This is a genomic window from Streptomyces sp. NPDC005805 (genome assembly GCF_040630445.1).
In the GTDB taxonomy this organism is placed as follows: domain Bacteria; phylum Actinomycetota; class Actinomycetes; order Streptomycetales; family Streptomycetaceae; genus Streptomyces.
This window is the reverse complement of record NZ_JBEXXN010000032.1, coordinates 1-25339: the sequence shown is the minus strand read 5'-3', so window position 1 is coordinate 25339 and position 25339 is coordinate 1. Positions and strand designations below refer to the sequence as shown.

Annotated in this window: 26 protein-coding genes; 9 read left to right on the top strand and 17 right to left on the bottom strand. The window is 73.4% G+C overall.

The window, feature by feature from the left end:
* Window positions 1-80: 80 nt before the first annotated feature.
* From ABZ457_RS18820 to ABZ457_RS18810, 3 genes are all read right to left on the bottom strand, one after another.
* Window positions 81-941: a MetQ/NlpA family ABC transporter substrate-binding protein gene (locus ABZ457_RS18820; RefSeq protein WP_359158696.1), complete on the bottom strand. Its 861-nt coding sequence runs from the start codon at window positions 939-941 to the stop codon at window positions 81-83.
* 109 nt (window positions 942-1050) lie between these two features.
* A complete protein-coding gene (locus ABZ457_RS18815; protein ID WP_359158695.1) occupies window positions 1051-1722 on the bottom strand; it encodes a methionine ABC transporter permease in 672 nt (223 codons plus the stop codon).
* Entirely contained in the window at window positions 1719-2825 is a 1107-nt protein-coding gene (locus tag ABZ457_RS18810) for an ATP-binding cassette domain-containing protein (RefSeq protein ID WP_359158694.1), read from the bottom strand. Before ABZ457_RS18810 ends, ABZ457_RS18815 begins: the two co-directional genes overlap by 4 nt.
* A gap of 671 nt (window positions 2826-3496) precedes the next feature.
* Between ABZ457_RS18810 and ABZ457_RS18805 the strand changes: the two genes are divergently transcribed.
* Together ABZ457_RS18805 and ABZ457_RS18800 are read left to right on the top strand one after the other, a co-directional pair.
* Window positions 3497-3856 (top strand): hypothetical protein, encoded by a 360-nt coding sequence (locus tag ABZ457_RS18805; protein ID WP_359158693.1) that lies wholly within the window; start codon window positions 3497-3499, stop codon window positions 3854-3856.
* 2 nt (window positions 3857-3858) lie between these two features.
* Window positions 3859-4338 carry a hypothetical protein gene (locus ABZ457_RS18800; RefSeq protein WP_359158692.1) on the top strand — a complete coding sequence of 160 codons (480 nt, stop codon included), beginning with the start codon at window positions 3859-3861 and terminating at the stop codon, window positions 4336-4338.
* A 24-nt stretch (window positions 4339-4362) separates the two neighbouring features.
* Here the strand turns inward: ABZ457_RS18800 and ABZ457_RS18795 are convergent, their stop codons facing one another.
* From ABZ457_RS18795 to ABZ457_RS18785, 3 genes are all read right to left on the bottom strand, one after another.
* On the bottom strand, window positions 4363-4908 hold the full coding sequence (locus tag ABZ457_RS18795; RefSeq protein WP_359158691.1) for a GNAT family N-acetyltransferase: 546 nt from the start codon (window positions 4906-4908) through the stop codon (window positions 4363-4365).
* A gap of 37 nt (window positions 4909-4945) precedes the next feature.
* Window positions 4946-5509: a sigma-70 family RNA polymerase sigma factor gene (locus tag ABZ457_RS18790; RefSeq protein WP_359158690.1), complete on the bottom strand. Its 564-nt coding sequence runs from the start codon at window positions 5507-5509 to the stop codon at window positions 4946-4948.
* Between the two features lie 251 nt (window positions 5510-5760).
* Window positions 5761-6930, bottom strand: coding sequence for a glycerophosphodiester phosphodiesterase (locus tag ABZ457_RS18785; protein ID WP_359158689.1), 1170 nt, complete (start codon window positions 6928-6930; stop codon window positions 5761-5763).
* Between the two features lie 242 nt (window positions 6931-7172).
* Between ABZ457_RS18785 and ABZ457_RS18780 the strand changes: the two genes are divergently transcribed.
* Window positions 7173-7844, top strand: coding sequence for a lysophospholipid acyltransferase family protein (locus ABZ457_RS18780; RefSeq protein ID WP_359158688.1), 672 nt, complete (start codon window positions 7173-7175; stop codon window positions 7842-7844).
* Window positions 7845-7979: 135 nt separating this feature from the next.
* On the opposite strand, the gene ABZ457_RS18775 is transcribed toward ABZ457_RS18780, so the two are convergent.
* The 3 genes from ABZ457_RS18775 to ABZ457_RS18765 form a co-directional block, all read right to left on the bottom strand.
* Window positions 7980-9521: an MFS transporter gene (locus tag ABZ457_RS18775; RefSeq protein ID WP_359158687.1), complete on the bottom strand. Its 1542-nt coding sequence runs from the start codon at window positions 9519-9521 to the stop codon at window positions 7980-7982.
* A complete protein-coding gene (locus tag ABZ457_RS18770) occupies window positions 9518-10069 on the bottom strand; it encodes a helix-turn-helix domain-containing protein (protein ID WP_359158686.1) in 552 nt (183 codons plus the stop codon). The genes ABZ457_RS18775 and ABZ457_RS18770 overlap by 4 nt, the downstream gene beginning before the upstream one ends.
* A 135-nt stretch (window positions 10070-10204) precedes the next feature.
* Window positions 10205-11548, bottom strand: a complete 1344-nt coding sequence (locus ABZ457_RS18765) for a BTAD domain-containing putative transcriptional regulator (RefSeq protein ID WP_359158685.1) — start codon at window positions 11546-11548, stop codon at window positions 10205-10207.
* A 125-nt stretch (window positions 11549-11673) separates the two neighbouring features.
* Between ABZ457_RS18765 and ABZ457_RS18760 the strand changes: the two genes are divergently transcribed.
* Together ABZ457_RS18760 and ABZ457_RS18755 are read left to right on the top strand one after the other, a co-directional pair.
* Window positions 11674-12201 (top strand): hypothetical protein, encoded by a 528-nt coding sequence (locus ABZ457_RS18760; RefSeq protein WP_359158684.1) that lies wholly within the window; start codon window positions 11674-11676, stop codon window positions 12199-12201.
* Window positions 12202-12268: 67 nt separating this feature from the next.
* Entirely contained in the window at window positions 12269-12778 is a 510-nt protein-coding gene (locus ABZ457_RS18755; RefSeq protein WP_359158683.1) for a hypothetical protein, read from the top strand.
* Between the two features lie 67 nt (window positions 12779-12845).
* Here ABZ457_RS18755 and argH read toward each other — a convergent pair whose 3' ends face one another.
* Together argH and ABZ457_RS18745 are read right to left on the bottom strand one after the other, a co-directional pair.
* Window positions 12846-14273, bottom strand: coding sequence for an argininosuccinate lyase (gene argH, locus ABZ457_RS18750; RefSeq protein ID WP_359158682.1), 1428 nt, complete (start codon window positions 14271-14273; stop codon window positions 12846-12848).
* Window positions 14274-14431: 158 nt separating this feature from the next.
* Window positions 14432-15625, bottom strand: coding sequence for an argininosuccinate synthase (locus tag ABZ457_RS18745; RefSeq protein WP_359158681.1), 1194 nt, complete (start codon window positions 15623-15625; stop codon window positions 14432-14434).
* Window positions 15626-15769: 144 nt separating this feature from the next.
* Here ABZ457_RS18745 and ABZ457_RS18740 point away from each other — a divergent pair, with 144 nt between their 5' ends.
* Together ABZ457_RS18740 and ABZ457_RS18735 are read left to right on the top strand one after the other, a co-directional pair.
* On the top strand, window positions 15770-17338 hold the full coding sequence (locus ABZ457_RS18740; protein WP_359158680.1) for a hypothetical protein: 1569 nt from the start codon (window positions 15770-15772) through the stop codon (window positions 17336-17338).
* Between the two features lie 7 nt (window positions 17339-17345).
* Window positions 17346-17933 (top strand): pyridoxamine 5'-phosphate oxidase family protein, encoded by a 588-nt coding sequence (locus tag ABZ457_RS18735; RefSeq protein WP_359158679.1) that lies wholly within the window; start codon window positions 17346-17348, stop codon window positions 17931-17933.
* Between the two features lie 93 nt (window positions 17934-18026).
* Here ABZ457_RS18735 and ABZ457_RS18730 read toward each other — a convergent pair whose 3' ends face one another.
* The 5 genes from ABZ457_RS18730 to argC all read right to left on the bottom strand — a co-directional run bounded on the left by ABZ457_RS18730 (window position 18027) and on the right by argC (window position 22902).
* On the bottom strand, window positions 18027-18563 hold the full coding sequence (locus tag ABZ457_RS18730; RefSeq protein ID WP_018848936.1) for an arginine repressor: 537 nt from the start codon (window positions 18561-18563) through the stop codon (window positions 18027-18029).
* Between the two features lie 7 nt (window positions 18564-18570).
* Entirely contained in the window at window positions 18571-19752 is a 1182-nt protein-coding gene (locus tag ABZ457_RS18725) for an acetylornithine transaminase (RefSeq protein WP_359158741.1), read from the bottom strand.
* Window positions 19753-19823: 71 nt separating this feature from the next.
* The gene (gene argB / locus ABZ457_RS18720) at window positions 19824-20729 is read right to left on the bottom strand and encodes an acetylglutamate kinase (protein ID WP_359158678.1); all 906 of its coding nucleotides are present in this window, start codon (window positions 20727-20729) and stop codon (window positions 19824-19826) included.
* A complete protein-coding gene (gene argJ / locus ABZ457_RS18715; protein WP_359158677.1) occupies window positions 20726-21877 on the bottom strand; it encodes a bifunctional glutamate N-acetyltransferase/amino-acid acetyltransferase ArgJ in 1152 nt (383 codons plus the stop codon). The genes argB and argJ overlap by 4 nt, the downstream gene beginning before the upstream one ends.
* Window positions 21874-22902 (bottom strand): N-acetyl-gamma-glutamyl-phosphate reductase, encoded by a 1029-nt coding sequence (gene argC, locus ABZ457_RS18710; RefSeq protein ID WP_359158676.1) that lies wholly within the window; start codon window positions 22900-22902, stop codon window positions 21874-21876. The genes argJ and argC overlap by 4 nt, the downstream gene beginning before the upstream one ends.
* Before the next feature lie 123 nt (window positions 22903-23025).
* Here argC and ABZ457_RS18705 point away from each other — a divergent pair, with 123 nt between their 5' ends.
* Window positions 23026-23562, top strand: a complete 537-nt coding sequence (locus ABZ457_RS18705; protein ID WP_359158675.1) for a hypothetical protein — start codon at window positions 23026-23028, stop codon at window positions 23560-23562.
* 85 nt (window positions 23563-23647) lie between these two features.
* Here ABZ457_RS18705 and ABZ457_RS18700 read toward each other — a convergent pair whose 3' ends face one another.
* Entirely contained in the window at window positions 23648-24397 is a 750-nt protein-coding gene (locus tag ABZ457_RS18700) for an NAD(P)H-binding protein (RefSeq protein ID WP_359158674.1), read from the bottom strand.
* A gap of 119 nt (window positions 24398-24516) precedes the next feature.
* On the opposite strand from ABZ457_RS18700, the gene ABZ457_RS18695 reads away from it, so the two are divergent.
* A complete protein-coding gene (locus ABZ457_RS18695; RefSeq protein WP_359158673.1) occupies window positions 24517-25209 on the top strand; it encodes a TetR/AcrR family transcriptional regulator in 693 nt (230 codons plus the stop codon).
* Window positions 25210-25339: the final 130 nt, after the last annotated feature.

Genomic DNA, 25339 nt, shown 5'->3' with positions numbered 1-25339 from the left:
AAGTGCCGTGCGGCGGTGTCCGGTTGGGCGTCCGCGCGGGCGCCCGTCGGGTGGCTGCCGTCCGGCCGCCCGCGTGAGCGCTACTTGACCGCGCCGAAGGCGGGGACCACGGAGCCCTGGTAGGTGTCCTCGATGAACTTCTTCACCTCGGGCGAGTTCAGGAGCTTGGCGAGCTTCTGCACCCGCGGGTCGTCCGCGTTGCCGTCCTTGACGGCGAGGAAGTTGGCGTACGGGTTGCCCTCGGCCTTCTCCAGGACCAGGGCGTCCTGGGCGGGCTTGAGCTCGGCCTCGATGGCGTAGTTGCCGTTGATGACCGCGGCGTCGACGTCGTTCAGGGCGCGGGGCAGCGTGGCGGCCTCCAGCTCCTTGAACTTCAGGCCCTTGGCGTCGGCGATGTCGGACAGCTTGGCGTCGGTGCCGACGCCGTCCTTGAGGGTGATCAGCCCGTTCTCGGCGAGCAGGTGGAGGGCGCGGCCCTCGTTGGTGGTGTCGTTGGGGACGGCGACGGTCTGGCCGGCCTTGATGTCCTTCACGTCCTTCGACTTCTTGGAGTAGAGGCCGAGGGGCTCCAGGTGGACGTCGACGACCGGGACGATGGTCGTCTTGTTCTTCTTGTTGAAGTCGTCCAGGTAGGGCTTGTGCTGGAAGAAGTTGGCGTCGACCTGGCCCTGCTGGGTGGCGGTGTTCGGCAGGACGTAGTCCGTGAACTCCTTGACCTCCAGCTTGAGGCCCTCCTCGGCCGCCAGCTTGTCCTTCACGAAGGTGAGGATGTCGGCGTGCGGGACGGGGGAGGCGGCGACGACGAGCGCCTTGGACTCGTCGGCCTTGGCGCCGGAGTCGCCGGCGGAGGCCGGGTCGGAGGAGGTGCCGCAGGCGGTGAGGCCGAGGGCGAGGGTCGCGGTGAGTGCTGCGGCGGCGGTGAGCTTGGTGTTCTTGCGCACGAAAAGTGCCTCTTTCTGGTGGTGGTGCGAAGCCCGGACAAGGAGTGCGGGCCGGTGAGGGGGAAAGGCGTGGGGCCGGGCCGGGCCGGGGGGCGGCGGCCCGGGGTCGCTAGGTCGCGGCGCGTCCGCGGCGGGCGAGGAGGCGCACGGCGCCGTCGCCGATCAGCTGGACGACGGTCACCAGGACGACCAGGATCGCGACGGTGACCAGCATGAACTGGGTCTCGAAGCGCTGGAATCCGTAGGTGACGGCCTTGGAGCCGAGTCCTTCGCCGCCGACCGCGCCGGCCATCGCCGAGTAGCCGATGAGCACGATCACGGTGGTGGTGACGCCGGAGACCAGGGAGGGCAGCGCCTGGGGCAGCAGCACCTTGCGGACGATGGTCGGGATGGAGCCGCCCATCGCCTGGACCGCCTCGACCAGGCCGTGGTCGACCTCGCGGATCGCGGTCTCGACGAGCCGGGCGAAGAACGGGATCGCGCCGACGGCGAGCGGCACGATCATGGCGGTGGGGCCGATGAAGGTGCCGACGACCAGGGTGGTGAAGGGGATCAGGGCGATCAGCAGGATGATGAACGGCAGCGAGCGGCCGACGTTCACGATCGCGCCGACGACCTTGTTCACCGGGGTGTTCTGGAGGAGTCCGCCCTTGTCGGTGAGGACGAGCAGCACGCCGAGCGGCAGGCCGCCCGCCACGGTGGCGAGGGTGGACCACAGGACCATGTAGAGGGTGTCGAGGGTGCCCTGGGTGAGCAGGGGTTCCATCTCGGACCAGGTCACTTCGCGATCTCCTTCACCAGAGTGCCGGCCTGGGCCGGGACGGGGCCGGGGGCGGCCGCGGCGGACGGGCCGGCGGCGGTGGACGGATCGGCGGTGGCCGCGGGGTCGATCACCTCGACCTGGAGGCCCTGCTCGCGCAGGAAGCCGACGGGCACCACGTTCTCCTCGTAGCGGCCGGGCAGTTCGATGCGCATCCGGCCGATCTGCCGTCCGCCGACGGTGTCCATGGCGGCGCCGAGGATGGAGATGTCGATGTTGTAGGTGCGGGAGAGCTGGGAGATCACCGGCTGGGTGGCCGCCTCGCCGTGGAAGGTGACGTCGAGGACGGTCCGGTCGGTGCCGGTGGCCTCGCCGCCCACGGGGAACAGCTCCCGGGCGAGTTCGGAGCCGGGGGTGGCGAGCAGTCCGCTGACCGTGCCGGACTCGACGATCCGCCCGCCGCGCATCAGGGCGGCGGAGTCGCAGACGCTCTTGACCACGTCCATCTCGTGTGTGATCAGCAGGACCGTGAGGCCCAGTTCGCGGTTGAGGTCGCGCAGCAGCTGGAGGATGGAGCGGGTGGTCTCGGGGTCGAGGGCGCTGGTCGCCTCGTCGGAGAGGAGGACCTTGGGGTCCCCGGCGAGGGCGCGGGCGATGCCGACGCGCTGCTTCTGGCCGCCGGAGAGCTGCCCGGGGTAGGAGCGCGCCTTGTCGGCGAGGCCGACGAGGTCGAGGAGTTCGAGGGCCTTGCGGGACCGCTCGGCGCCGGAGACGCCGAGGATCTCCAGCGGCAGTTCCACATTGTCCTGGACGGTGCGCGAGGACAGCAGGTTGAAGTGCTGGAAGACCATGCCGATGCGGGTGCGCGCGGCGCGCAGTTCGCGGGAGGCGCGGCGGCCTCGGCCGGCGAGGGCGGTGAGGTCCGTCCCGGCGACGGTCACGGTTCCGGAGGTGGGGCGTTCCAGGAGGTTCACGCAGCGGATGAGCGAGGACTTGCCGGCGCCGCTCTGTCCGATGACGCCGAAGACCTCGCCCTCGCGGACGTGGAGGTCGACGCCGTCGAGGGCGGTGACGTCGCGGCCTCGCGACGAGTAGACCTTGGTCAGGCCCTTGGTGGTGATCACAGGGTTTCCGTCACTGTCGAGTGCGCGGCGCGGTGTCCGCCGGGCACGGGGCGTTTCGGTTCGGACAGTCGTCTGCGGGCACACGGGCTCGGCTGGTGGCCGGGGGACGCGCGCGGGGTGCAGGCTCTCGGTCCGGGCCTCGCCGAGGGGCGGCGGGCGGGTCGGACTCAGCTCATGACTGTCGGTCTCGCTTCGGGGCGCGAGGCACTGGCAGGGACCCTCAGAAGGCGCACATTCGACACATACAACGAGCACCGGGCGTCGTGATCGCCTCGGTCGCAAGGGTGCGGCTGCTCGTCGTGGTCATGGCTGCAAGTAAAGCAGACGGTCGGACGAGCACATCAAGGATGTCCGCATTCCGGACAGAAATGTCGCACTATGTGGACACGGGGTGGTCCGGCGGGTGCCCGGCGCACCCCCTGCGACCTGCGTGGATGCCGTGGGGGTGGACGGAACCGGCGGGTCCGGGTCCATGGGCGCGGGCGGTGGGCTGTGGTCAAGACCACGGCCCTCGGGGTCCCGGCGGGAGACGGGCCTGCGCCGGGAGGGGACCCGGCGCGGGGGCCGCGCGGGGGCCGGGGACCGGGTGGGGGCCGGGGACCGGGTGGGGGCCGGGGACCGGGTGGGGGCCGGGGACCGGGTGGGGGCCGGGCCGTAATACGCTCGATGCCATGCTCGACGCCCTGACGATCGCGGTGGCCGTGACCGCGCTCGCCCTCGCCGCGTGGTGCGGCCACGCCGCGTATCGCGATCAGCCCACCAAGGACTGGCACTTCATCGGCATCGCCGTGGTGTCCTTCCTCGCCCTCGTCCAGTTGGTCGTCGGGATCGTGCAGCTCGCACGCGGTATGGAGGCCGACGAGGGCACGGCGATCTTCCTCGCGTACCTCATCGGCTCGGCCCTCGCGGTGCCCGCGGCCGGCTTCCTGTCGCTCGGTGAACGCACCCGCTGGGGTTCGGCGACCGTGGCCGCGGGAGCGGTGGTCCTGGCCGTGCTGGAAGTGCGGCTCCACGACATCTGGGGAGGCTGACCATGGCCGAGGGCACCACGGAGAGCACGGCGGCGACCACCGGCACCACGGGCGCGGACGGCGCCGGTTCCGCTGCCGGGCGCACCCGGCTGGTCGGCGGGCCGGGGCTGCTGCTGGTCTGGCTGTACGGCGTGATGTCGGTCGGCGCGGTGAGCCGGTCCGTCTACCAGATCCTCACCGACTTCGGCAGCGCTCCCCTGGCGCACGTCCTCTCCGCGGTCGCGGCCGTGGTCTACGCGTTCATCACCTACACGCTGGTGCGCGGCGGGGAGACGGCCCGCCGGGCGGCGCTGGTGTGCTGCGCCGCCGAGCTGGCGGGCGTGCTGATCGTGGGGACCTGGACGGTGGTGGACCCCTCGGCCTTCCCGGACTCGACCGTGTGGTCGGAGTACGGCATGGGCTATCTCTTCATCCCGGTGCTGCTCCCGGTGACCGGCATGCTCTGGCTGCGCCGGGCGCGCACGGCTGCGCCGGCCGCCTGAGCGGGCGGCCGGGGCGACGGCCGGTCAGGCGCTGGCGGCGAAGGGGTCCGGCCCGGCGCCCTGTTCCGCGACGACGCTCGCGGCGACGGCGGCCGGGGCTTCCTTCTCCAGGGTGACCAGGGTCAGCCGCGGGCCCCGCTGTTCGGTCGCGACGGGTGCGTAGCCCCGGCTGCGGTAGAGGCGGAGGTTGCTCTCGCTGCGGTGGCCGGTGAAGAGGCGGTAGCGCTCGGCGCGCTCCTCGGCCGCGAACCGGGCCTCGATCGCGTCCAGGAGCCGGCCGCCGAGACCGTGGCGCCGCATCCGCGGGTGGACGATCAGCTTGGCGATACGGGCGGTGCCGGCCTCGTCGACCCGGCCGCGCACGGAGGCGACCACCTCGTCGCCCAGCCGGGCCACCAGGGCGTGGCCGGCGGTGAGTTCGGCGCGCAGGTCGGCGAGGCTCTGGGTGAGGGGTTCGATGCGGTAGTCGCCGTAGAGCTCGGCCTCGCTCTGGTAGCACAGGTACTGGAGCTTGAGGATGTGCTCCGCATCGTGCTCGGTCGCCGCTGAGATGGTCACGCTCATGCCCATGTGCGCATGCCTCCCGCTCACCTGATCCGCCGGTTGTCTACCGCTCCCTTCCCCGATGCCCGGGAGCCGCAACCTCTGCCGCGAGCATTCTGCGCAGACATCCCAGGCAACGGGAACGCATCGGCCCCAGACTCCCCTGTGAGATACCCAACGTCCCTGCGATTTCCCGGTAGGTGAGGTCGTCGGGCGCCAGCATCGCCATCAGCAGCCGGGGGCAGCGCCCGGGGGTGCGGGCGACGGCGGCGCGCAGGGAGCGGCGGCGCTCGGACCGGAGCGCGGCGCGTTCCGGCGGGGCGAAGTGCTCGACGGCCGGGTCGGCGGACGGCTCCTGGCGGTAGGGCAGTTCACGGGCGGCGGTGCGGCGGGCGCGGCGGGCCTCCGCGCGCACGGCGGAGCGCACCCAGCGGGCGGCGTCGGCGGGCGGGCCGGCGTCGCCGTCGAGCCGTTCCAGCAGGCGCAGCCAGACGGCCTGTTCGAGGTCGCGCGCCTCGACGGCGGCGCCGGGGGCCTCCGCGGTGGCCTCGGCCGCGACGAGCGGGCCGAGGGCGCCGACGACTGCGCCCGTGCCGCCCGGGGCGGCGGATTCCTGTGCGACGGTCATGCCCCGCCTGACGTGCGGCGACCGTGCGGTGGTTTCCGCCGGGCGGGGCTCTCACCCGTACGGGTGCGGGGCTCGGGGCGGGGGCCTTGCGGCGCCCGGCCGGGGGCGTCAACCGCGTGACACGCACGGAATTGACGCCTCCGGCCGCGGGGAACGGGGGCGGTGGCCACGGAGACCGGGCCGGCCCCGGGGGCGGGAGCGCCGGCCCGGCCCGGGGGCCGGCCCCCGAGACCGGCCCCGCCCCGGGAACCTCAGACCTCGTCCGCCGCCAGCAGCCCCGTGTCCGGCATATCGGTGAAGATGCCGTCGATCCCCGTGGCGAAGTACGTCCGGTACGCGCCGAACACGTCCCCGTACGCGTTCGGGTCGGTGCCGCGCCGGAAGTCGGCGGGCAGGAAGGAGTTCTCGTTGCGCAGGGTGTAGGGGTGCAGGACCAGGCCTCGGGCGTGCGCGTCCCGCACCAGGGTGGTCGGCTTCGTCAGACGCCCGCCCGCGTCCTTGGGGATGACCAGGTCCAGGGTGGGGCCGAGGCCCTGGGCGAACGAGGCGATCCAGTCCAGCCCTTCGGGCTTCACCAGGTCGGCGACCGTGCGCGGGTCGCCCGTCTGGACGAAGTCCCAGGGCCGGGTGTGCGCCGCGTCCAGCAGCACGACCCGCGGGGAGGACACCAGCCGGGCCATCCGCCGCATGCTGCTCGGCTCGAAGGACTGGAGGAAGACGGGCGAGTCCCGCTCGTCCCGCCCGTAGCGCCGCAGCAGCTTCGCGAGGGGCTCCTCCAGGCCGAGGCCGAGGCCCCGGAAGTAGGTGGGGTGCTTGGTCTCGACGTGCAGCCACACCGGGCGGCCCCGGCGGCGGCCCTCCCGCTCCGCCCAGCGCAGCACCTCCTCGAAGGTGGGGACGCTCCAGCGGCCGTCGTAGAGGGTGTTGCGCTGCCGGACGGCGGGGATCCGCTCCTTGGCGCGCAGGGTCTTCAGCTCGGCGAGGGTGAAGTCCTCGGTGAACCAGCCGGTGTAGGAGGTCCCGTCGACCGACTTGGTGGTCCGGCGGCCCGCGAACTCCGGGCGGTCGGCGACGTCCGTGGTGCCGGTGATGTCGTTCTCGTGACGGCATACGAGGTGGCCGTCCTTCGTCGGCACCAGGTCCTGCTCGATCACATGCGCGCCCATGTCCAGGGCCAGCTGATACGAGCCGAGGGTGTGCTCGGGCCGGTAGCCGCTGGCGCCGCGGTGGGCGATCACCGTGGGCACGGGGAGACGGCGGTAGCCGCCGCCGTGACCGCCGTGACCGCCCTGGCCGGCGGGTCCGCTCCCACCCGCCTGCGCGACGCCCGCACCCGCGCCGACCGCTCCCGCCGCCGTACCGAGAACGGCTGCTCCGAGCAGCGCACGGCGTGCCGGACCGCTGTTCGCGCCCTGTGTCATGAAACGTTCCTCCCTGTGATCTCCCGCACCCTGTCAGCGAGGCCCGATGGTAGGCACTCCCGCCCTCCGCGCGGCAGACCCACGACGAACAGCGGAGAAACACACGTCAACACTGCGTATCGGGTCCGTGAACCCGATGTGCGATCTGCCGTGACCCGCGAGTATGGTCCTCACCTGCACGGACTTCTGCTCGCCCGCACCGGCGCCCCGCATCCGGCCCGTCCCACGACACGGAGGACCCGTTGTCCCGCTTGACGCTCATCAAGGCAGTGCTCGGGCCGATCCTGCGCCTGATGTTCCGGCCCCGGGTGGAGGGCGCGGAGAACATTCCGGGAACCGGGCCGGTGATCCTCGCGGGCAACCACCTCACCTTCATCGACTCGATGGTGCTGCCGCTGGTGACCGACCGGCCGGTGTTCTTCATCGGCAAGGACGAGTACGTCACCGGAAAGGGCCTCAAGGGCCGTGCCATGGCGTGGTTCTTCACCGGCGTCGGCATGATCCCCGTCGACCGCGACGGCGCCAACGGCGGGGTCGCGGCGCTGATGACCGGCCGCCGGGTGCTGGAGGAGGGCCGGGTCTTCGGCATCTACCCGGAGGGCACCCGCTCCCCCGACGGCCGGCTGTACCGGGGCCGTACCGGTATCGCCCGGCTGACGCTGATGACGGGGGCACCGGTCGTCCCGTTCGCGATGATCGGGACCGACAAGCTCCAGCCCGGCGGCGCGGGCCTGCCCCGGCCGGGCCGGGTGACGGTCCGCTTCGGCGAGCCGATGGAGTTCTCCCGCTACGAGGGCATGGACCGCGACCGCTACGTCCTGCGGGCGGTGACCGACTCGGTGATGGCGGAGGTCATGCGGCTGTCGGGCCAGGAGTACGTGGACATGTACGCCACCAAGGCGAAGGCCGCGTAACCGGCGCGCACAAGCGCGCACGTCCGCACGCGCGCACGCGGACGGACGCGACGCACACGAACGGCGGCGGGTGCCGCGCCTCCTCGGGCGCGGCACCCGCCGCCGTGTCGTTCACGGGCCCCGCGGCCCCGGGCGTCAGTGCTCCACGTTCTCTGCGAGCTTCTGCCCCTTCAGCAGGAACCAGGCCGCCACCGCCGTCGCCAGCAGGACCGCCGCACCGACGCCCGCGGCTATCCGCAGCCCGTCGGTGAACGCCTCCTGGGCCGCCCCGACCAGGGCCTGCGCCTGTCCGGCGGGCAGCGAGCCCGCGGCCTCCACCGCGCCGCCCAGCGATTCGCGGGCCGCCGCCTCGACACCCGCGGGCACTCCCTCGGGCACCGGGAAGCCCCGGTAGACGCCGGTCACCACCGAGCCGAGCAGCGCGATACCGAGCGCCGCGCCGAGTTCGTACGCGGTCTCCGAGACCGCCGAGGCCGAACCCGCCTGCTCCTTGGGGACGCTGGAGAGGATCACGTCGGCGGTGACGGTGAACGAGAAGCCCGCGCCCGCGCCGACCACCAGCAGCGCCGCGCCGAGCAGCGGATAGCCGGTCGACTGGCCGATGACGGTGAGCACGGCCAGGGCGAGGCCGACCGCCGCGAGGCCGCCGGCCACCACGGACCGCACCGAGAAGCGCCGGGCGACGAAGCCCGCGACCAGACCGGTGGCCACCGCGCCGACCGCCGCCGGGAGTTCGGCGAGGCCCGCCTCGAAGGGCTCCCGGCCCTGGACCAGTTGCAGGAACTGGGAGAGGAAGAACACCAGCCCGGAGAGGCCGAAGATGGTCAGCAGGTCGGCCAGGACCGCGCCGGAGAAGCCCCGGTGCCGGAACAGCCGCATGTCGAGCAGGGGCGCCGGCAGCACGAGCTGGCGGCGGACGAAGCCGTACAGCGCGAGGAGGCCGATCAGCGCGGCGGCGCCGGGGACGACGCCGATGCCGTGGCTCGCCGCCTCCTTGATCGCATACACCACGCCGAACATGCCGACCAGGGAGAGGGCGACGCTCGGCACGTCCCAGGGGCCGGGCGCGGGGTTCCTGGACTCCGGGAGGAGCTTCGCGCCGACGACCACCAGGACCGCCATCACGGGCAGGTTGATCAGGAAGACCGAGCCCCACCAGAAGTGCTCCAGCAGGAAGCCGCCGACCACCGGGCCGACCGCCGCGCCGGCGGAGGCCATGGCGCCCCAGATGCCGATGGCGATGCTGCGTTCGCGCGGGTCGTGGAAGAGGTTCCGGATCAGCGCCAGGGTGGAGGGCATCAGCGTCGCACCGGCGACACCGAGCAGGGCCCGGGCCACGATCATCATCTCGGGCGTGGTGGCGTACGCGTTGAGCACGGAGACCGCGCCGAACGCGACCGCGCCGGTCAGCAGGAGCTTCTTGCGTCCGATGCGGTCGCCGAGGCTGCCCATGGAGACCAGGAGTCCGGCGATGACGAAGGAGTAGACGTCGCCGATCCACAGCAACTGGTTGCCGGTGGGCGCCAGGTCCTCGCTGAGGAAGGGGGTGGCGAGGCCCAGGACGGTCGCGTCGACCGCCACCAGGAGGACCGCCAGGACCAGGACCGACAGCGCCAGCCAGCGGCCGGGGCGGTGCAGGGTCTCCGCCTCGGGCCCGGGCCTGAGGGTGCTGCTCATGTCTCCACGCTCCGTCGTGCTCCGCCGAGCATCAGCTCGGCGACCATGTAGGGAAAGTCGTTCTTGGCCACGCGGCCGTCCATCACGGCCCAGGCGCCCGCGCCCACCAGCCCGTACAGCGCCTCGGTGAGCCAGGCCGGGCTGAGGTCGATCCGGAACTCGCCCCGCTCCTGTCCGGCGCGGAAGAAGTCCGCCACCCGGGCGTCGAGGCGCGCCCAGCCCTCGTTGACGCCGTCGCCCTCGAAGAGCTGGTTCTCCGTGTAGAGGAAGGCGAGCAGGTCGGCGGCGGGCTGGGCCTCCGCGATCAGGCGGCGCAGCGCCTCGGTGGCGCTGTCCTCGTCCAGGCGGGCGCGTTCGAGAGCGGCCTCGAACTCCTGGATGCCCAGGGCTTCGAGGGCGCGCACGAGGGCGTCCCGTCCGGCGAAGTGGCGGTGCAGGGTGGCCCGTCCGATGCCCGCGGCCCGGGCGACCTCGTCCATGGTGGCGGTCGCTTTCCGGGACAGCAGGGCGGCGGCGGCGCGTAGCACCTGTTCACGATCCATAGCCATGGGACAACACTAACCCATGTGAGACATGAATGTCTCATTCAGTTCACGGTTGTCCCATTGGGCCGGTCCCGGTTGGGCCCGGTTCCGCTTCGGGCCAGTCCCGGTTGGGCCCGACCCCTGTTCGAGCGGCCCGGTTCAGTGGGTGGCCGACCCCGTCCCTCCGCACGTCCGCATGCTGCACCACCGGCGGCGCCCGCCCTCGTCCGCGAAGAGCCAGCCGCACCCCTCCCCCGGGCAGGCCCGCACCAGGAAGCGTTCCGGGCCCGACAGCAGCCCGGCGGCGTCGAGGGCGACGGCCAGCAGCGGCAGCCGGAGGCCCGCGGCCGGGGCGATCCGCCGGCGCCCGAGTCCGTCGTCGCCCCGGACGAAGACGGACGCCGCCGACGCCTCGTCGACGAGCCGGGCCACGTCGCCGAAGGCTCGGACGTCGTCCGGGCCGGTGAGGCACGCGTACAGCCGCGCACGGAACGCGCGGGCCTCGGCCAGGGCCGCCGCGGCCCGCTCGGGTTCGTCCGCGGCACGCCGCAGCAGCCCGCTGACCTCCCACTCGTCCGCCAGACCGTGGTGCCCGGACCAGACGGCGAGGGTGCGGTAGTGCCGCAGCCACTCCGACGCGGGCGACGGCGGCCCGTTCCAGCCGGCCCGGGTGTTGCAGAACTCCAGCGCGGGCCGGCCGCTGGTGGTCCACGGCAGCCACTCGCCGCCGACGCGTACCGCGTGGACCGGCACGGGCGGCCCGTCCGGGCCCGGATCGCCGCCGCGCACCCGCTCGTGGAGCGCGCGCAGCCGCGTACCCGGCTCGACGCCCAGCTCCTCGGCGAGTTCCTGACGGGCCCTCGCGTACAGCTCCAGGGCGTCGGCGCGGCGGCCGGCGCGGTGCAGGGCGGTCATCAGGGTGCCGACGAGCCGTTCCCGGCCGGGGTGCCGCGCGGCGAGCGGGGCGAGGTCGGCGGCGACCCGGTCGGTGAGCCCCAGCTCCAGGTGCGCGGCCGCGCGCTGCTCGACGGCGGTCAGCCACAACTCGTCCAGCCCGGCGCCCAGTTGCTCGCGCAGCTCGTCACCGGCGGTGTCCGCGAGCAGCGGCCCGCGCCAGAGGCCGAGCGCCTCCTCGTACAGGGCGGCGCGGACGGCCGCGCCCGGCGCGCGGTCGGCCCTGCGGACCAGCCCGGTGAAGGTGTGGGCGTCGACGTGGTGTCCGTCGGCGCGCAGCCGGTAGCCGTCCGCGGCGGTCTCCACGCGGGGCCCGTCGTGCCGCGCGAGCGCCGCGCGGAGACGGCCTATGTAGGTGTGCAGGGTGCCGCGGGCGGAGGGCGGCGGCGTCCCGGGCCACAGCAGGCCGATCAGCCGGCCGGTGCTCAGCGCCCGGTCCGCCTCCAGCAGCAGGACGCCGAGCAGACAGCGCTCCTGACGGCGGTTGGCCACCGGCACGGGGCGTCCCGCACGGCGGGCCTCGAACGGGCCGAGCAGCGTGAACTCCATGGGACGGGGAGGGTAGTGGGTGCCCCCGGCCCCTCCGGCGCCCCCCTTGGTGAGTGGGTGGTGAGCGGCGACGGGCACGCTCGGCACCGCTCCTCCTCCCGTCCTCCCGCTCACCTGGAGTCATCGTGCGCCGAACAGCCCTTGCCCTGGCCACCGTTACGGCCTGTGCCCTCGCCTCCCCGGCCCTGGCGTCCCCGCCGCCTCCGTCCGCCGGCGCCTGGGAGCCCGCGCCCTCGCAGCCGTGGGAGGTCGCCGCGGGCGAGCGCTGCGACGTCGCGGTCCGCGGGGAGCCGCTGGTGGACGAGGTGGTCCGGCGCGTTCTGTCCCGCCACCCGGACGGCTCCCCCAAGGACGTGGCCTACAAGGGCGACCTGGTCGTCCGCGTGACCGCGACCGCCACGGGCGCCTTCCACGACGCCGACGCGAGCGGCTCGGCCCTGGTCCGCTACGGCACCGACGGCTCCCAGTCCTGGTACGTGTCGGGCCCGGTCCTGGTCGGCATCGCCGAGGGCAAGGGCAATCTGCCCCGCGGGCTGTACATCGTGGACGGCGTCTACAGAATGGAGATCAGCTCCGACGGCCACAAGTCCGTGACCATGGCCCACGGTTCCCGCACGGACCTCTGCGCACGCATCGCCGGCGCCCGGCCGTAGCCGCCCCGCCGGACCCGTGGGCCGGCCGCCCGGAGCCGCCCACCACGACGGAGTCCGGGGGACCTCTGTGAAACCACTGCTGCTGATCGACGTCGACGGCCCGCTCAACCCGTACGCGGCCAAAGCCCAGCGCCGCCCCGAGGGCTATGGGACGCACCGGATGCGCCCCACGGGCTGGACGGACGGCAGACCGCTGCGCGTCTGGCTCAACCCCGCGCACGGGCCGGAGCTACTGGCGCTCGCCGAGCACTACGAACTGGTGTGGGGCACCACCTGGAAGGGCGAGGCGAACACCTGGATAGGCCCGCCCCTCGGCCTGCCCCGGCTGCCCTTCGTCGACTGGCCGAAGATGCACGGGCGGGCGCCGGGCGGGACGTTCTGGAAGACGCAGTACATCCTGGAGTACGCCCCGGGACGGCCGTTCGCGTGGGTCGACGACGACATCACGCCGTACGACCACGAGTACGTGGAGCGGCACCATCTGGCGCCCGCGCTCCTGCTGTCCATCGACCCGCGCCGCGGCCTGCTCCGGCCGGACTTCGACCGGCTCGCCGACTGGGCGGCGGAGCTGCGCTGACGGACCGGACCGGCGCGCGCCGGTCCGGTCCGCCGCCCCGCCGTCGTCGTGCCTCGCCCGCGCGCCGTCAGCCCTTGGCGCCGGCCCAGGCGTGCTGTATCACCAGGTCGGCCTTGACCTCGCGGAGCTGGGTGGCGACCGCGGAGGGGGCCGTGCCGCCGCGGCCGGAGCGGGAGGCGAGGGCGCCGGGGACGTTGAGGACCGTGCGGACGTCCGGGGTCAGGTGGGGGGAGATCTTGGCGAACTGCTCGTCGGTGAGCTGGTCCAGCTCGATCCCCCGCGCCTCGCACTCCTTGACGCACTCGCCCGCGACCTCGTGTGCGACGCGGAACGGGACGCCCTGCCTGACGAGCCATTCGGCGATGTCCGTCGCCAGGGAGAAGCCGGCGGGGGCCAGTTCCTCCATGCGCTCCCGGTGGACGGTGAGCGTGGCCATCATGCCGGTGAAGGCGGGGAGCAGGACCTCCAGCGTGTCGCAGGAGTCGAAGACGGGCTCCTTGTCCTCCTGGAGGTCGCGGTTGTACGCGAGCGGTAGCGCCTTCAGCGTGGCGAGCAGCCCGGTGAGGTTGCCGATCAGGCGGCCGGACTTGCCGCGCGCCAGCTCCGCGATGTCCGGGTTCTTCTTCTGCGGCATGATCGACGACCCGGTGGAGAAGGCGTCGTGCAGGGTGACGAAGGAGAACTCCTTCGTGTTCCAGATGATGACCTCCTCCGCGATCCGGGAGAGGTTGACGCCGATCATCGCGGTGACGAAGGCGAACTCGGCGACGAAGTCCCGCGAGGCCGTGCCGTCGATCGAGTTGCCCGCCGAGCCCCGCTCGAAGCCGAGGTCCTTGGCGACGGCCTCCGGGTCGAGCCCGAGGGAGGAGCCGGCGAGGGCGCCGGAGCCGTACGGGGAGACGGCGGTCCGGGTGTCCCACTGCCGCAGCCGCTCCGCGTCCCGGGACAGGGCCTGGACATGGGCGAGGACATGGTGGGCGAAGAGCACCGGCTGCGCGTGCTGGAGGTGGGTGCGGCCCGGCATGGCCGTGTCGGGGTGCGCCTCGGCCAGGCCCACCAGCGCGTCCTGGAGGTCGGCGATCAGACCGCCGATGATCCGGGCGTGGTCGCGCAGGTACATCCGGAAGAGCGTGGCGACCTGGTCGTTCCGGGACCGGCCGGCGCGCAGCTTGCCGCCGAGGTCGGGGCCGAGCCGCTCCAGCAGGCCGCGCTCCAGGGCGGTGTGCACGTCCTCGTCGGCGATGGTGCCGGTGAACGAGCCGTCGGCGACGTCCGCCTCCAGCCGGTCGAGCCCGTCGAGCATGCGGGTCAGCTCGTCCTCGGTGAGCAGGCCCGCCTTGGCGAGGACGCGGGCGTGGGCGCGGGAGCCGGCGATGTCGTACGGCGCGAGCCGCCAGTCGAAGTGGACCGACGCGGACAGCTTCGCCAGCGCCTCGGCGGGGCCGTCGGCGAAGCGGCCGCCCCAGAGCCGGACGTCACCGTTGTTGCTGCTCACAGCTCTTGCTCCTTGGAACGGTTCGGATGTGCGACCGCCTCCCCGCGCGGTGCCGGTGGTGCGGGGAGGCGGTCGGTGGGTACAACGCCGCTACGGCGGGGTCGGGTTACGCGGTTGCGCGGTTGCGTGGGCCGGGCGGTCCGCACCCGGTCCGTCCGCTACGCGAGGTCCCGCTTGGCGGCGATCTTCTGGGAGAGGCCGAAGATCTCGATGAAGCCCTGGGCCTTGGACTGGTCGAAGGTGTCGCCCGAGTCGTAGGTGGCCAGGTTGAAGTCGTACAGCGACTCCTCGGAGCGCCGGCCGGTGACGACGGCCCGGCCGCCGTGCAGGGTCATCCGGATGTCGCCGGAGACGTGCTCGTTGGCCTCGTCGATGAAGCCGTCCAGCGCCCGCTTGAGGGGGGAGAACCACAGGCCGTCGTAGACCAGCTCGCCCCAGCGCTGCTCGACCTGCCGCTTGTACCGGGCGAGTTCCCGCTCGACGGTGACGTTCTCCAGCTCCTGGTGGGCGGTGATCAGCGCGATGGCGCCGGGGGCCTCGTAGACCTCACGGGACTTGATGCCCACGAGCCGGTCCTCGACCATGTCGATCCGGCCGATGCCCTGCGCGCCGGCCCGCTCGTTGAGCTGCTGGATCGCCTGGAGGACGGTGACGGGCTTGCCGTCGATCGCGACCGGGACGCCGGCCTTGAAGGTGATGACGACCTCGTCGGCCTCCCGCTGCTCGGCCGGGTTCGAGGTGTACTCGTAGATGTCCTCGATCGGCCCGTTCCAGATGTCCTCAAGGAAGCCGGTCTCGACGGCCCGTCCGAAGACGTTCTGGTCGATCGAGTACGGGGACTTCTTGGTGGTGGCGATGGGGAGCTGCTTGGCCTCGCAGAAGGCGATGGCCCTGTCCCGGGTCATCGCGTAGTCCCGGACGGGGGCGATGCAGGTGAGCTCGGGCGCGAGCGCGACGATGCCGGCCTCGAAGCGGACCTGGTCGTTGCCCTTGCCGGTGCAGCCGTGGGCGACGGTGGTGGCGCCGTGCTTCTTGGCGGCGGCCACCAGGTGCTTGACGATCGCCGGCCGCGAGAGGGCGGAGACCAGCGGGTAGCGGTCCATGTAGAGGGCGTTGGACTTGATCGCGGGGAGGCAGTACTCCTCGGCGAACTCGTCCTTGGCGTCGGCGACCTCGGCCTCCACGGCACCGCAGGCGAGCGCGCGCTTGCGGATGACGTCCAGGTCCTCGCCGCCCTGGCCGACGTCCACGGCAACGGCGATGACCTCGGCGCCCGTCTCCTCGGCGATCCAGCCGATGGCGACGGAGGTGTCCAGGCCGCCCGAGTAGGCGAGTACGACGCGCTCGGTCACGGGGTTTCTCCTTACGGTGCAAACGCTGATGGGTATAACTATGCGCTTGCCCGTATGTTTTGTCAATCGCCGGGGAAAACCGCTGGTCAGGGGTGCGCCCTCCGGCGTAGCGTCCTGCGGACGAGCGACCGGAGGGGGAGGTCCATGGCGCACACCACGCGGTGGGACGCGGCGGCGGGGGACGCGGCGGTGGAGCGGCTTCTCGCGGGCGAGCCGGCGGAGGCGGTGCTCGACCCCGGGGCCCCGGACTGCTGGACCGCCTTCGACGCGGCGGTCCGGGCGTACGGCCGGCACACGTACGGCGCTGCCGCCCTGGAGGCGCGGGCGCGGCTGCGCGCCGTGCCCGAGACGGCGCTGTGCCATCCGGACGGGCGGGTGCGGGAGGCCGCGCTGGCGGACGGGCCGCGCACGACGGCCTTCTGGCCGCTCGCGGTCGTCCGCTGCACGGACTGGGCGGAGCCCGTGCGCGCCCGGGCCCGGGCGCTGGTCGCGGAGCTGCTGCGCAGCGAGCCGGGGCGCACCCTGCGCCTGCTCACCCCGCTGGTCCTGCGGCTGGCCCGACGGCAGGAGGGCGCCTGGGCGCGCGATCTCGTCCTCTCGGCGCTCACCGCGTCACCGGCCGCCGCGTACCGGCTGCTGGGCCCGGAACGTGACGCCGCGACCCGCCGCCTGGCGGCCCGCGTCCTCACCGCCTCCGGTCTGCCCGACCCTCTTGAACTGGCCCGCCTCGCCTCGACGGAGCCCGACCCGATGGCGGCCCGCCTCTTCGCGGACGGGGCGCTGGCGGGGGCGGAGACGAGGGGCGCGGCCCCGGCGGTGCCGGATGCCGCACAGCCGGTGCCCGGCGCGCCGGGCCGAGTCGTCGGTCCCGGCGACGCGCCCCGTGCCGGCGGCGGCGCGGAAGGCCGGGCAGTCGGTGCGGGTGTCAGCCCGCGCCGTGCCGACCGCGCCGACGCCGTGGATCTGCTGCTCGGTGCGCGGGTGCCCGCCGTGCGGTCCGCAGGGGTGACGGCCCTGCGCCGGGCGGAGCGAGGCGGGGAGGCCGTGGCGTACCTCGCGGACCGTTCGGGGCTGGTGCGGGCCTGCGCCCGCTGGGTGGTCGCGCAGGGCGGCGGCGACGCCCGCGCCCGCACGCTCGCGCTCTGCGCGGACCCCGCCGCGCACCCGTGGGCACTGGTCGGACTCGCCGAGTGCGGGCGGCGGGAGGACGCGCCGCTGCTGCGGGCACTGCTCGCCCACCCGGACGCGGCGGTCCGCGCCCGGGCCGTCGCGGGGCTGCGGCTGCTGGAGTCCGTGCGGGTGGCGGACGTCCTGCCGCTGCTGGACGACACCGGGCCGGGCGTCGCGCGGGAGGCGGTCCGCGCCCTGCTGCCGTACGCGGGCGCGCTGCCCGGGGAGCGGCTGCTCGGGCGGCTCGACCCGCGCCGGCCCGCTCCCCTGCGCCGCGCCGCCTTCCGGTTGCTGCGGGCGCGCGGCGGGCTCTGCGAGCTGCGGGCGGCCGTGGCCGTCCTCGACGACCCGGACACGCGGCTGCGCCGCTGCGGCGAGGCCGCCGTGCAGGGGCGGCGCTGGCTGGACGAGGTGCCGCGCCGGTCACCCGAGGTGGACGCGCTGGTGCGCCGCACCGGGCATCTGTTCAGCGACTACGTGATGGCCGTGATGCGCGACCGGCTGGGGCTGCCCCGGATCACCACCGACCCCACAGGCGGATAATCCGAGCATGGGGAAAACGTACGAACATATCGAGGGCCGGATCCGTGACTTCATCGAGCGGCAGCCGGTGTTCTTCACCGGCACCGCACCGCTGACCGGCGACGGGCATGTCAACGTCTCGCCGAAAGGGCGGGCCGGGACGCTGGTGGTCGTGGACGAGACGACCCTCGCCTATCTGGACTTCGGCGGCAGCAGCGCCGAGACCGTCGCCCATCTCCGCGAGCCCGGCAACGGCCGGATCACGCTGATGTGGTGCGCCTTCTCCGGGCCGCCGAAGATCCTCCGGGTGCACGGCCGCGGGGAGGCGATCTTCCGGGACGACCCGCGCTGGCCCGAGTGGATCGCCCGGTTCACCGGCGTGGACGGCCCCTCGGCACGCGCGATCGTCGTGGTGCGCGCGGTCCGGGTCAGCGACTCGTGCGGCTTCGCGGTCCCGTTCCTGGACTACCGGGAGGAACGCACCCAGCACGCCGAGCACTTCGCACGGAAGACGGACGAGGAGTTCGCCGCGTACTGCGAGAAGAAGGAGCACATCGGGGTGAGCCTGGACGGCCTCCCGGCACTCCCCCTGCCCCTGCCGCCCCGCACGGCCTGAGACGGCCCGAGGGCGTGAAGACGTCACGGAGCGGGCCCGGGGCGCCTCAGTCGGCTTCCCGGGCCCGCTCCGTGACAGCGGCTCAGCGGCGGTTCAGCGGTCGTTCTGGGCCAGCCGCAGCATGTGGTCCGCGAGGGCCTGCCCGCCCGCCGGGTCGCGGCTGATCAGCATCAGGGTGTCGTCCCCCGCGATCGTGCCCAGCACGTCGTGGAGTTCGGCCTGGTCGATGGCCGAGGCCAGGAACTGGGCCGCGCCCGGCGGGGTCCGCAGCACCACCAGGTTCGCCGACGCCTCCGCCGAGATGAGGAGTTCGCCGGAGAGCCTGCGCATCCGCTCCTCCTTGGCGGACTCCCCCAGCGGGGCCTGCGGGGTGCGGAAGCCGCCCTCGCTGGGCACCGCGTAGATCAGCTCGCCGCCGGTGTTGCGGATCTTCACCGCGCCCAGCTCGTCCAGGTCCCGGGAGAGCGTCGCCTGGGTGACGCTCAGTCCGTTGTCCGCGAGGAGCTTCGCCAACTGGCTCTGGGAGCGCACCGGCTGCCGGTTCAGGATGTCCACGATCCGGCGGTGGCGGGCCGTGCGGGTCTGCGGGACGGCGGGCCCGGCATGCTCGGTTTCCTGGCCCTCGGTCATCGTCGTCTCACTCTTCGGCTCGTCCTTCACCGTCGCTGGCGTCGAGGATGCCGGGCAGCGCCCCGAGGAACGCGTCCACCTCCGCGTCACCGATGATCAGCGGCGGCATCAGCCGCACCACATCGGGGACGGGGGCGTTCACCAGGAAACCGGCACCCCGGGCCGCCTGCTGCACCCGTGGTGCGTGCGGCCCGGTGAGCACGATACCCAGCAGCAGGCCACTGCCACGGACATGGGAGACCAGCGGGTGCCCCAGTGCCTCGATCCCGTCGCGCAGCTTCTCGCCGAGGCGCTTGACCTGGTCGAGCAGCCCGTCGGCGGCGAGGGTGTCGAGCACGGCGAGCCCGGCGGCGCAGGAGACCGGGTTCCCGCCGAAGGTGGAGCCGTGGTGGCCGGGCTTCAGCAGGTCCGCCGCCGGGCCGAAGACCACGGTCGCGCCGATCGGCAGCCCGCCGCCGAGGCCCTTGGCGAGGGTCACCACGTCCGGCTCCACGCCCTGGTGGGCCTGGTACTCGAACCAGTGGCCGGTCCGGCCGATACCGGTCTGCACCTCGTCCAGCACCAGCAGGGTGCCCGTGGCCCGGGTGATCTCCCGGGCCGCCTCCAGATAGCCCTTCGGCGGCACGACGACGCCGTTCTCCCCCTGGATCGGCTCGATCACCACGAGCGCGGTCTCCTCGGTGACCGCCGCGCGCAGCGCCTCCGCGTCCCCGTACGGGACATGGGTGACGTCTCCCGGCAGCGGCAGGAAGGGCTCCCGCTTCCCCGGCTGGCCGTTCAGCGCGAGGGCGCCCATGGTCCGGCCGTGGAAGCCGCCGGTGGTGGCGACCATGTGCGGGCGGCCGGTCAGCCGGCCGAGCTTGAACGCGGCCTCGTTGGCCTCCGCGCCCGAGTTGGAGAAGTACACGCGCCCGGGGCGGCCGAAGAGCTGGATCAGCCGCTCGGCGAGGGCGACCGGCGGCTCGGCCGCGTAGAGGTTGGAGACATGCCCGAGGGAGGCGATCTGCCGGGAGACGGCCGCCACGACCGCCGGGTGGGCGTGGCCGAGGGCGTTGACGGCGATCCCGCCGACGAAGTCGGTGTAGCGGGTGCCGTCCTCGTCCCATACGTGGGCGCCCTCGCCGCGCACCAGGGCGAGGCCGGGGGTGCCGTAGTTGTCGGCCATCACACCCTGCCACCGCCCGGTCAGCGACGCCGTGGGGGACGCCGTGGGCGCGGGCTGCGGGGCGGGCTGCTGCGGGTTCGGGTGCGGGTCCTGGCTCACGGTTCCCCCTGTCCGTCGGGCACGACCATGGTGCCGATGCCCTCGTCGGTGAAGATCTCCAGCAGGATGGAGTGCTGGACCCGCCCGTCGATGACGCGGGCGGTGGTGACGCCGTTGCGGACGGCGTGCAGGCAGCCCTCCATCTTGGGGACCATGCCGCTGGACAGCTCGGGCAGCAGCTTCTCCAGCTCGGTGGCGGTGAGGCGGCTGATGACCTCGTCGCTGTGCGGCCAGTCCTCGTAGAGGCCCTCGACGTCGGTGAGGACCATCAGCGTTTCGGCGCCCAGCGCAGCAGCGAGTGCCGCAGCCGCCGTATCAGCATTGACGTTGTAGACATGTCCGTCGTCCTGGGAGCGGGCGATCGAGGAGACGACCGGGATGCGGCCGTCCGCGAGCAGCGCCTCCACGGCGCCGGTGTCGATCTCGGTGATCTCGCCGACCCGGCCGATGTCGACCAGTTCGCCGTCGATGCGCGGCTGGTGGCGGGTGGCGGTGATGGTGCGGGCGTCCTCGCCGGTGAGGCCGACGGCGAGCGGGCCGTGCTGGTTGAGCAGGCCGACGAGTTCGCGCTGGACCTGCCCGGCGAGGACCATCCGGACCACGTCCATGGCCTCGGGGGTGGTGACCCGCAGCCCGGCCCGGAACTCGCTGACCAGGCCGTGCCGGTCGAGGGCGGCGGAGATCTGCGGCCCGCCGCCGTGCACCACGACAGGCTTGAGGCCGGCGTGGCGCAGGAAGACGACGTCCTGGGCGAAGGCCGCCTTCAGCTCCTCGTCGACCATGGCGTTGCCGCCGAACTTGATGACGACGGTCCTGCCGTGGTGGCGGGTCAGCCAGGGCAGCGCCTCGATGAGGGTCTGCGCCTTCGGGAGGGCGGTGTGCTTCCGCGTGGCGCCGGTCATGAGCTGTACGCGCTGTTCTCGTGGACGTAGTCGGCGGTGAGGTCGTTGGCCCAGATGACGGCGGACTCCTCGCCCGCGGCCAGGTCTGCGGTGACGGTGACCTCCCGGTAGCGCATGTCGACCAGGTCCCGGTCCTCGCCGACGGAGCCGTTCCGGCACACCCACACACCGTTGATGGCGACGTTCAGCCGGTCGGGTTCGAAGGCGGCGGAGGTGGTGCCGATCGCGGAGAGGACCCGGCCCCAGTTGGGGTCCTCGCCGTGGATGGCGCACTTGAGGAGGTTGTTCCGGGCGATGGAGCGGCCGACCTCGACCGCGTCCTCCTCGGTGGCCGCATTCACGACCTCGATCCGGATGTCCTTGGAGGCGCCCTCGGCGTCGCCGATCAGCTGGCGCGCGAGGTCCTCGCAGACCGCACGCACGGCGTCGGCGAACTCGGCGTAGCCGGGGGCCTTTCCGCTGGCGCCGGAGGCGAGGAGGAGCACGGTGTCGTTGGTGGACATGCAGCCGTCCGAGTCGACCCGGTCGAAGGTGAGCCGGGTGGCGTCCCGCAGGGCCTTGTCGAGGGTGGCGGCGTCGGTGTCCGCGTCGGTGGTGAGGACGACGAGCATGGTGGCGAGGCCGGGGGCGAGCATGCCCGCGCCCTTGGCCATGCCGCCGACCGTCCAGCCGTCACCCCGCGCCACGGCGGTCTTGTGCACGGTGTCGGTGGTCTTGATCGCGATGGCGGCCTTCTCGCCGCCGTGCTCGGAGAGCTGCGCCGCGGCCTGCTCGACGCCGGGCAGCAGCTTGTCCATGGGGAGCAGGACGCCGATCAGCCCGGTGGAGGCGACGGCGATCTCGCCCGCGCCGGTGCCCAGCACCTCGGCCGCCTTCTCGGCGGTGGCGTGGGTGTCCTGGAAGCCCTTCGGCCCGGTGCAGGCGTTGGCGCCGCCGGAGTTGAGGACGACGGCGGTCAGCTCGCCGTCCGCCAGGACCTGCTGGGACCACAGGACGGGGGCGGCCTTGACGCGGTTGGAGGTGAAGACGCCCGCGGCCGCGCGGCGGGGACCGTTGTTGACCACGAGGGCCAGGTCCGGGTTGCCGTTCGCCTTGATTCCCGCGGCGATGCCCGCCGCCGTGAATCCCTGTGCCGCTGTCACGCTCACGGGGCCACTCCCATCGTGGAAAGTCCGGTGCTCTCGGGAAGTCCGAGGGCGATGTTCATGCTCTGCACCGCGCCGCCGGCGGTGCCCTTGGTGAGGTTGTCGATCGCGCTGATCGCGATGAGGCGGCCCGCGGCCGGGTCCAGGGCGACCTGGACCTGCGCGGCGTTCGACCCGTACACGGAGGCGGTCGCGGGCCACTGCCCCTCGGGGAGCAGGCGCACGAACTCCTCGTCCGCGTACGCCTTCTCGTAGGCCGCCCGCACCTCCTCGGCGCCGACGCCCGACTTCGCCTTCGCGGAGCAGGTGGCGAGGATGCCGCGGGGCATGGGCGCGAGGGTCGGCGTGAAGGAGACGGTGACCCGCTCCCCCGCGACCGCGCTGAGGTTCTGGATCATCTCGGGGGTGTGCCGGTGGCCGCCGCCGACGCCGTAGGGGGTCATGGAGCCCATGACCTCGGAGCCGAGCAGATGCGCCTTGGGCGCCTTGCCGGCCCCGGAGGTGCCGGAGGCGGCGGTGATCACGGCCTCCGGCTCGACCAGGCCCGCCGCGTACGCGGGGAACAGGGCGAGGGAGACGGCCGTGGGGTAGCAGCCGGGCACCGCGATGCGCCTGGACCCCTCCAGCGCGGCGCGGGCGCCCGGCAGTTCGGGGAGGCCGTAGGGCCAGGTCCCGGCGTGCGGGGAGCCGTAGAACGCCTCCCAGTCGGCGGCGTCCCTCAGCCGGAAGTCGGCGCCCATGTCGATCACGAGCACCTCCTCGCCGAGCTGCTCGGCGACGGCGGCGGACTGGCCGTGCGGCAACGCCAGGAAGACCACGTCGTGCCCGGCCAGCGCCTCGGCCGTGGTCGCCTCCAGCACCCGCCCGGCCAGCGCCGGCAGGTGCGGCTGGAGCGCCCCGAGCGCCTGGCCCGCGTTGCTGTTGCCGGTGAGGGCGCCGATCTCCACGCCGGGGTGCGCGAGGAGCAGACGGAGGACTTCCCCGCCCGCGTATCCGCTCGCTCCGGCGACTGCCGCTCGTACTGCCATCGGACCCTCCTCGTCGATGGCATGACTATACGCAGGTGCGCAGGTTTATGCAATCGTTTCAAGGGTGGTCCGGGGCCGGTCCCGCCCCCGGTCACCGCGGGCGAGCCCCCGTAGACTCCGGCGATGATCGAGATCCTCGACAACCCGGACCTCCTGGCCCGGCCCACCCTCGACCTCGCCGGTGTCCGGGTGAACGGCATCGCCCTGGGCGCGCCGGCCGCCACCGTGCCGCGGCAGCGGGTCGTGGGCGGCATGTCCGCCGCCGTCGCCCGGTACCGCGGCGGGACGGGCATCGAGAGCGAGTACATCGACGCCGAGGGGCGGAGCCTGACACTGGACGAGGTCGTCGAGGACGTCGTCGGGTCGGACGGGTTCCTCTACGGCGCCGACAAGGTCAACTACAAGGTGCGCGCCGGAGCCGTGGTCGGCTTCGCCATCAGCGGCCCGCATCTGTCCCACTTCGCGCGGCTGAGTTCGTACGAGGAGTTCCTGACCGTGTTCGGCCGGCCGGACCGGGTGGACCGGAACGAGTCGTACGGGGAGCTCATGAGCTACGAGACCTACTACTGGGGCGCGCGCAAGCATGTGACCTGGGACGTCTGGGAGGACCGGGTGAGCTTCATCAACCTGGGCGACTTCGAGGGCAACAGCGGCCCCTGACGGACGGGCCCCGGCGGAGGCGGCACCCGGCCGCCGGGTACGGCGGCCCCGGGCTCGGGGCCGCCGCACCCGGCCCTCACGGGGTTCAGGCCGCCGCGTCCCGCGTTCCCGCCGCGTGGGCCAGGGCCGACGGGGTGAGGCGGCCCACGATGGCCGGGGCCTCCTGGACCAGGGCCTCGTCCGCGAGGGCGGCCACCATGAAGAGGGCGAAGTCGGTGCGGCGGGTGCGGTTGCTCGCGAGGACGGGGTCGCCCACATGCCGGCTCCACACCGGCAGCCCCTGGGCCTCCCCCTCCTCCAGGTCGCTCCCCCGGACGACGGTCCACCGCCGGCCGCTGGCGAAGACCCGGCGGCACGCCTCCACCTGGTCGCGCAGGTCGGCGATCCGGGCCAGCCGGGCCAGCGGCCCGAAGACCGCCACGAAGGCGCGCAGCCGGCGCGTGTACACGTCCTTCCCGTCGCGGGTGATGTGCCAGCCGCAGGAGAACACCAGGCGGGCGTCCGGCCGCGCGTGGTCGAGCACGGCCTGCGCGGTGCCCGTGGCGTACCCGTGCACCCCCCAGGGGACGAGCACGGTGAGCACCCCGTCGCAGCCCTCCACCGCCCGCGCGATCACCGCGGGGTCGTCGGTCACCCCCGGGACCACCCGGATGCGCCCGGCGAACTCACCGAGCTTGCCGGCGCTCTGCTCCCGGCAGACCCCGACGACCTCGTAGCCGCGGTCCAGGGCGTGCCGGACCATATGGCGCCCGAGCTTCCCGGAGGCGCCGACGACGCACACCCGCCTCCCCGCGCCCTCACCCGGCCCCTCGCCCGCTGCCTGGTTCCGTTCCATGCCGCCTCCCTCACCCCGAGCCAACCTTACAACGTAAGGATGTGGCTTACGTCGTAAGGTTGTCAATCGCAGGCACGGCGGACACCGGACAGACGCCGTGCGGAGACCAGGGAGGACCCGTGGCCGAGGAGCAGGCCCGGACAGCGGCGCCCCGCCGCCGGACGCTCAGCAGGGAGGCGGTGCTCCGCGCCGCCGTGGAGCTGGCGGACGAGGCGGGCGGCCGGGGAACGCCGACGATGCGCGCGCTCGCGGAGCGGCTGGGGGTGGAGGCCATGTCCCTCTACCACCACGTCCGCAACAAGGAGGCCCTTCTCGACGGCATGGTCGACCTGGTCTTCGGCGAGATCGAGCTGCCGCCGCCGGACGGCGAGTGGCGCGACGCGCTGCGGCTGCGGTCGGTCTCGGCGCGCGAGGTGCTGATCCGGCACCGCTGGGCGATCGGCCTGATGGACTCCCGGCGCAACCCGGGCCCCGCCACGCTCCGGCACCACGACGCGGTCCTCGGCCGCCTCCGGACGGGCGGCTTCTCGGTCGCGGGCGCGGCCCACGCGTTCTCGGTCCTGGACAGCTATGTGTACGGGTTCGCCCTCCAGGAGCTGAGCCTGCCGTTCGACGCCTCCGGCGACGCCGGCGAACTCGCCGAACTGGCCGCCTCGATCACGGCGGACCTGCCCCCGGACGCCTTCCCGCACCTCACGGAGCTGATCACCGAGCACGCCCTGAAGCCGGACTACGCGTACGCGGACGAGTTCACCGTCGGCCTGGACCTGGTCCTCGACGGGCTGGCGGAACGGCGGTCCGCCTGGCCGTAGGAGGCGTCCGGCGGATCTCGGCCACCCGTCGGCTCAGAAAGTGTTGGGTAAGCCGTTGATCACTCGTGGTTGAGGTCTTCGGTGAGGCGTCGGGCTGCTTCGGTCTCGATGGGGCCGTGCGGCTCGATGT

Bases quoted from the DNA above. Each gene is read 5' to 3' on its own strand.
- ABZ457_RS18775 (WP_359158687.1), bottom strand. From the start codon at position 9,521: ATGAGCAGCACCCTCAGGCCCGGGCCCGAGGCGGAGACCCTGCACCGC.
- ABZ457_RS18700 (WP_359158674.1), bottom strand. From the start codon at position 24,397: ATGGAACGGAACCAGGCAGCGGGCGAGGGGCCGGGTGAGGGCGCGGGG.
- ABZ457_RS18795 (WP_359158691.1), bottom strand. From the start codon at position 4,908: ATGGGCATGAGCGTGACCATCTCAGCGGCGACCGAGCACGATGCGGAG.
- ABZ457_RS18705 (WP_359158675.1), top strand. From the start codon at position 23,026: ATGATCGAGATCCTCGACAACCCGGACCTCCTGGCCCGGCCCACCCTC.
- argC (WP_359158676.1), bottom strand. From the start codon at position 22,902: ATGGCAGTACGAGCGGCAGTCGCCGGAGCGAGCGGATACGCGGGCGGG.
- ABZ457_RS18735 (WP_359158679.1), top strand. From the start codon at position 17,346: ATGGGGAAAACGTACGAACATATCGAGGGCCGGATCCGTGACTTCATC.
- ABZ457_RS18740 (WP_359158680.1), top strand. From the start codon at position 15,770: ATGGCGCACACCACGCGGTGGGACGCGGCGGCGGGGGACGCGGCGGTG.
- ABZ457_RS18790 (WP_359158690.1), bottom strand. From the start codon at position 5,509: ATGACCGTCGCACAGGAATCCGCCGCCCCGGGCGGCACGGGCGCAGTC.
- argB (WP_359158678.1), bottom strand. From the start codon at position 20,729: ATGACCGGCGCCACGCGGAAGCACACCGCCCTCCCGAAGGCGCAGACC.
- ABZ457_RS18765 (WP_359158685.1), bottom strand. From the start codon at position 11,548: ATGGAGTTCACGCTGCTCGGCCCGTTCGAGGCCCGCCGTGCGGGACGC.
- ABZ457_RS18785 (WP_359158689.1), bottom strand. From the start codon at position 6,930: ATGACACAGGGCGCGAACAGCGGTCCGGCACGCCGTGCGCTGCTCGGA.
- ABZ457_RS18770 (WP_359158686.1), bottom strand. From the start codon at position 10,069: ATGGCTATGGATCGTGAACAGGTGCTACGCGCCGCCGCCGCCCTGCTG.
- ABZ457_RS18730 (WP_018848936.1), bottom strand. From the start codon at position 18,563: ATGACCGAGGGCCAGGAAACCGAGCATGCCGGGCCCGCCGTCCCGCAG.
- ABZ457_RS18805 (WP_359158693.1), top strand. From the start codon at position 3,497: ATGCTCGACGCCCTGACGATCGCGGTGGCCGTGACCGCGCTCGCCCTC.
- ABZ457_RS18800 (WP_359158692.1), top strand. From the start codon at position 3,859: ATGGCCGAGGGCACCACGGAGAGCACGGCGGCGACCACCGGCACCACG.